This is a genomic window from Streptacidiphilus monticola (genome assembly GCF_042658505.1).
Classification (GTDB): domain Bacteria; phylum Actinomycetota; class Actinomycetes; order Streptomycetales; family Streptomycetaceae; genus Streptacidiphilus; species Streptacidiphilus monticola.
Genome location: NZ_JBHSQJ010000132.1, coordinates 1 through 5030, shown reverse-complemented (window position 1 = coordinate 5030; position 5030 = coordinate 1). Strand labels below are relative to the sequence as shown.

Annotated in this window: 5 protein-coding genes; 2 read left to right on the top strand and 3 right to left on the bottom strand. The window is 73.4% G+C overall.

The window, feature by feature from the left end:
• Positions 1-83: 83 nt before the first annotated feature.
• Both ACFP3V_RS26505 and ACFP3V_RS26500 read right to left on the bottom strand, forming a co-directional pair.
• On the bottom strand, positions 84-857 hold the full coding sequence (locus ACFP3V_RS26505; protein ID WP_380588468.1) for a dioxygenase family protein: 774 nt from the start codon (positions 855-857) through the stop codon (positions 84-86).
• A 40-nt stretch (positions 858-897) separates the two neighbouring features.
• Positions 898-1542, bottom strand: coding sequence for a GTP cyclohydrolase II (locus ACFP3V_RS26500; protein ID WP_380588465.1), 645 nt, complete (start codon positions 1540-1542; stop codon positions 898-900).
• Between the two features lie 98 nt (positions 1543-1640).
• On the opposite strand from ACFP3V_RS26500, the gene ACFP3V_RS26495 reads away from it, so the two are divergent.
• Positions 1641-2120: a MarR family winged helix-turn-helix transcriptional regulator gene (locus ACFP3V_RS26495; RefSeq protein WP_380588463.1), complete on the top strand. Its 480-nt coding sequence runs from the start codon at positions 1641-1643 to the stop codon at positions 2118-2120.
• Between the two features lie 68 nt (positions 2121-2188).
• Positions 2189-3679 (top strand): SDR family NAD(P)-dependent oxidoreductase, encoded by a 1491-nt coding sequence (locus ACFP3V_RS26490; RefSeq protein WP_380588460.1) that lies wholly within the window; start codon positions 2189-2191, stop codon positions 3677-3679.
• A 174-nt stretch (positions 3680-3853) separates the two neighbouring features.
• On the opposite strand, the gene ACFP3V_RS26485 is transcribed toward ACFP3V_RS26490, so the two are convergent.
• Positions 3854-4531: a hypothetical protein gene (locus tag ACFP3V_RS26485; RefSeq protein WP_380588457.1), complete on the bottom strand. Its 678-nt coding sequence runs from the start codon at positions 4529-4531 to the stop codon at positions 3854-3856.
• Positions 4532-5030 lie beyond the last annotated feature (499 nt).

The window sequence follows — 5030 nt, the reverse complement described above, 5'->3', positions numbered from 1 at the left end:
GGCTGGTCGCGCCCACCCGGCGGAGCCGCACCTGTCCGCAGCCCCGCGCCCCCGGCGGCTGCGCCGCCTGACGGGGCTGCAGCTCAGCCGAATTGCACGGAGCGCTTCGCGAGACCCATCCAGAACCCGTCGATCACGGACTTCTGGTCACCGAGGTCCCGCTCCGCCGCACCCAGCGTCACGAAGAGCGGAGCGAAATGCTCCGTCCGCGGATGCGCCAGCCGCCCCGCAGGGGCCTTGTTCTCGAAGTCCAGCAGGGCGTCCAGGTCCTGCGCCTCCAGCGCCCTCCTCCCCCAGTCGTCGAACTCCGCCATCACCGAGCTCACCCGGCCGTCCTGGCTCAGCGCCCGCAGGTTGTGCGTGAAGAAGCCGCTGCCCACGATCAGCACGCCCTCGTCCCGCAGCGGGGCCAGCTTCCTGCCGATCTCCATCAGCCGCCGCGGGTCCAGCGTCGGCATCGAGACCTGCAGCACCGGGATGTCCGCCCCCGGATACATCTCGACCAGCGGCACGTACGCGCCGTGGTCCAGGCCGCGGTCCGGGATGTCCTGCACCGGGGTGCCCGGCGCACGGAGCAACTTCCGCACACGGTCCGCGAGTTCCGGCGCACCGGGGGCGGCGTAGGTGACCTCGTAGTAGTGCTGCGGGAAGCCCCAGAAGTCGTAGACCAGCGGCACCGTCGTGGTCGCGCCCAGCGCCAGCGGGGCTTCCTCCCAGTGGGCGGAGACCATCAGGATCGCCGTGGGCCGGGGCAGGTCCCGGGACCAGGCGGCCAGTTCGGCGGTCCACACCGGGTCGTCGGCCAGCGGCGGGGCGCCGTGGCTGAGGTAGAGGGCGGGCATCGTGGTGGTGCTCATGGGTACTCCTCGGGATCCGAGCCGGCGTCAGCTGGTGGGGTCAGCTGGCGAGTTCGGCAAGTGCGATGGTGTGCTGCGTGTGCTCGACCTTGGCCCGCAGGTAGCGCAGGTTGTGGGCGGTGGCGTGGACGCCGGTCGGCACCCGGTCCCGGATCGGCACGCCCAGCTCGCGCAGCTGCGCGGCCTTGTCCGGGTTGTTGGAGAGCAGGTCCAGCCGGGTGACGCCGAGCGCCGCCAGCATCTGCGCCGCCGCCGTGTAGTCGCGGCCGTCCTCGGGCAGGCCGAGCGCCGCATTGGCAGCGTAGGTGTCCAGGCCCTGGTCCTGCAGCGCGTAGGCGTCGAGCTTGTTGTAGAGGCCGATGCCCCGGCCCTCCTGGCGCAGGTAGAGCAGGTAGCCGCCGCGCTCGGCGATGCGCTCCACGGCCTCGCGCAGCTGGGGGCCGCAGTCGCAGCGGGCGGAGCCGAAGACGTCGGCGGTCAGGCACTCCGAGTGCAGCCGCACCAGCGGGGTCTCCGCCTGGTCCGGGTCACCGAGGCGGACGGCGAGGTGCTCGGCCCCGTCGACCAGCCCATGGAAGGTGACCAGCTCGGCGTCGACGGAGTAGCCGTCGCCGAAGCGCAGCGGCACACGGACGCTGGTGCGCACGGCAGCAGCAGGGATCGGCGTCTTGTCGGACTGCGTCATGTCAGGCTCCGCTCGTCGTTCGCGTAGTTCAAATTCGAACCACAGACGCCGACAGTACACCGATGTTCCAATTCGAACAACCCCTTTAGACTGACACCATGAACACCGAAGCGCGCTGGCTCGATTCCCAGGAGATGGCCGCCTGGACCAGTTTCATCGCCGCCGCGGGGCTGGTGTCCCGGCGCGTGGAGCAGCAGCTCAAGGAGGACGCCCAGCTCTCCCACGTGCAGTACGAGGTCCTGGTGCACCTCGCGGCCGCCCCCGGCGGGGAGATGCGGATGACCGAGCTGGCCGACTGCCTGGTGAGCTCCAAGAGCGGGCTGACCTACCAGGTCAATCAATTGGAGCAGGCCGGGCTGGTCGGCCGCCGCTCCTGTCCCAGCGACGTCCGCGGCGTCTTCGCCGTACTCACCGAGGCCGGCCGGGAGAAGCTGCGCCAGGCCGCGCCCGGCCACGTCACCACCGTGCGCGAGGCGCTGATCGACGTGCTCACCCCCGAGCAGCGGGCCGTGCTCGCCGAGGGCCTCGGCGAGGTCGTCCGGCGGCTGCGTTTGGGCTCGGCCGCCCCGACGAAATAGGGTTCGACCTCGACCCCCGGACCGTCGTCCACCGTTCCCGAGCACAGAGACCGAGCGCAGAGCAGGCCATGACCGCAGGACCCGACCTCCGCCCGACCGACCAGGCCGCCGACGAGGCCGAGCACCCCGGCATCGACCCCGAGCGCCTCCGGCTCGTTCTCGCCACGATCGAGGAGCTCAAGCAGCTCCCGCTCGACCATCCCGACGCGGTCACCCTGCGCCGTGCCACCTCCGACCTCTACCGCGAGGTCAAGCAGCGCCGCCGCCAGGAGCGCCGCGCGGCCAAAACCGCCAACGACCGCGAGGTCACCGAGCGCACCGCGACCGGCGCCGCCAACCGGATCGACGACGAGACGCAGGGCCTGCAGCTGACCAGCTCCGCCTCCGGCGCCATCGCCGGCGTCCTGGAGCGCCCGCGGTGCTGCTACATCTGCAAGGAGCGGTACGTCGAGGTCGACGCCTTCTACCACCAGCTGTGCCAGGAGTGCGCCGCCTTCAACCGGGCCCGGCGGGACGCCCGCACCGATCTGACGGGGCGTCGGGCGCTGCTGACCGGCGGCCGGGCGAAGATCGGGATGTACATCGCGCTGCGACTGCTGCGCGACGGCGCGCACACCACGATCACCACGCGCTTCCCCAACGACGCCGTCCGCCGCTTCACGGCCATGCCCGACAGCCACGAGTGGCTGCACCGGCTGAAGATCGTCGGCCTGGACCTGCGCGACCCCTCCCAGGTGCTGGGGCTGGCGGAGGAGGTCGCGGCCGCCGGCCCGCTCGACATCCTCATCAACAACGCCGCGCAGACCGTGCGCCGGTCCCCCCAGGCCTACCAGGAGCTGATCAACGCCGAGGACGCCCCGCTGCCCAAGGGCGAACTGCCCGCCTCGGTCGTGCTGGGCCGCTTCGACCTCAGCCGCCAGCCCATGCTGCCGAGCCAGAACACGGGCCCGGCGCGGGAGTTGAGCGCGGAGGCGCTCACGGCGCTCGCGCTGACCAGCGGTTCGGCCGCCCCGGCGCTGATCCGTGCCGGCGAGGTCGCCATCGACGCGGGCGGCCTCGTGCCGGACCTGCACGACTCCAACAGCTGGAGCCAGAAGGTCCACGAGGTGGACCCGATCGAGCTGCTGGAGGTCCAGCTCTGCAATGTGACCGCCCCCTTCATCCTGGTCAGCAAGCTGCGCCCGGCGATGGCCGCGTCCCCGGCACGGCGCAAGTACGTCGTCAACGTCTCCGCGATGGAGGGCCAGTTCGGGCGCGGCTACAAGGGCCCCGGCCACCCGCACACCAACATGGCCAAGGCCGCCCTCAACATGCTCACCCGCACGAGCGCCCAGGAGATGCTGGAGACCGACGGCATCCTGATGACAGCGGTCGACACCGGCTGGATCACCGACGAGCGCCCGCACCCGGACAAGATGCGCCTCGCCGACGTCGGCTTCCACGCCCCGCTGGACCTGGTCGACGGCGCGGCCCGGGTCTACGACCCCATCGTGCGCGGCGAGTTGGGCGAGGATCTGTACGGCGTCTTCCTCAAGGACTACCGCTCGCACGCCTGGTAGGCCCACGCGGGGACGAGTCGGGCGACCGTCGTTCCCCACGACGGCCACCACGGCCTGCGTCACCCCGCGCCGGCATGGCCGACCGCGGCCTCCGGCGGGCGGCACGCGTTGGGGCTCGTCGCCGCCGACACCCGGCCGCCGCGCGTCCCGTGTGGCAGGTCGAGTCTCCCGACGTCAGGACCAGGCCGGTTCACCTCCGCGCAGTTCGCTGAGGAGGGCGGTGCTCTCCGCCTCCAGCCTGGCGCCGTCCTGGGCCGCCAGGCGTTCCAGACGGGCCGCGGTGCGCTGCAGGGCGGCGGTGGCCCGCTCGTCGGCGTGCACGCAGAGCAGGTCCCGCAGCAGGAGTTGCGCCTGCGGCGCGACGACCAGCCCCCGGGCTGCCGCGGCCTCGGCACCCCGGTGGTCCCCCATCCGCAGCCGACGCAGCGTCAACTCATGGGCGGCGTCCACGATCTGCTGGGCGATGGCCGTCCGGAACGGTTCCGCCCAGGCGTAGTCCGGGCCGGTCACCTCCGCGAACGGGGCGCCACGGACCAGCGCCAGCGCGCGGGCGAGCGCGGTGTCGCCGGCCGCGCCGCGCTCGGCGATGCCGCGGGCGTAGAGGGCCTGGAACTCCTGCCAGTCGCTGGACACCGTCGCCTCGTCCTGCACGGCTGCCCGGACGTAGGCGCCCCACTCCGCCTCGGCGACGGGCGCGTCCACGACCTCCACCGGCCCGAGGACCAGGACGCGCGGCTGCCCCTCGGCCTCCGATGCGGTCCGGGGCGCGGCGAGCAGCTGCAGGATCCACGACTCCGCCGGCGCGCCGGCGGACCCGCCACCGGGGTGGGCCGCGTGCCTTCCCGCCCCCATCCGCGCGGCGGCCGAACCACCGTCAGCGGGAGCGTCACACGGCCTCGGCAGCAAGCGCCCGGCATGCCCACGCGGCCCGACGGCCCCGGGGAGCGGTGCGGACGGTGGCGGCTCCGGGGAACCTGGGGACGGTTCAGGACCTGGCGGTGGTGGGACCGCTCCGACGATCCCCCACTCGACCGGAGGTTGGTTTCCCACGGACGGATCGCCGCCCGTTGAGCCCGTTGAGGGGGCTGCGCCGTGGCCTGCGGGACCGGGGGCACCATCCTCGGCCCCCGGGGCGGGGGCGCCTCCGTCTCGGGGCGCCGGGCCTTCCAGCCAGGGCGGCGGAGCATCCGCGGGCAGGGCCGAGCCCTCAGCCCCGAGCCCGGGACCCGCGTCCCGGCCGACCCCGCCGCCGCCCGTAGCAGAGCCCCCAGCCTCGGGCACCGCGCTCTCCGCCTCCGGGCCGAAGCCGCGCCCCGGAGCACCTTCCCCCGCCCCGGGAGCGGGCCCGCCC

Excerpts from the sequence above, each read along its gene's own strand:
- ACFP3V_RS26505 (WP_380588468.1), bottom strand. The coding sequence starts at position 857 with ATGAGCACCACCACGATGCCCGCCCTCTACCTCAGCCACGGCGCCCCG.
- ACFP3V_RS26500 (WP_380588465.1), bottom strand. The coding sequence starts at position 1,542 with ATGACGCAGTCCGACAAGACGCCGATCCCTGCTGCTGCCGTGCGCACC.
- ACFP3V_RS26495 (WP_380588463.1), top strand. The coding sequence starts at position 1,641 with ATGAACACCGAAGCGCGCTGGCTCGATTCCCAGGAGATGGCCGCCTGG.
- ACFP3V_RS26490 (WP_380588460.1), top strand. The coding sequence starts at position 2,189 with ATGACCGCAGGACCCGACCTCCGCCCGACCGACCAGGCCGCCGACGAG.
- ACFP3V_RS26485 (WP_380588457.1), bottom strand. The coding sequence starts at position 4,531 with ATGGGGGCGGGAAGGCACGCGGCCCACCCCGGTGGCGGGTCCGCCGGC.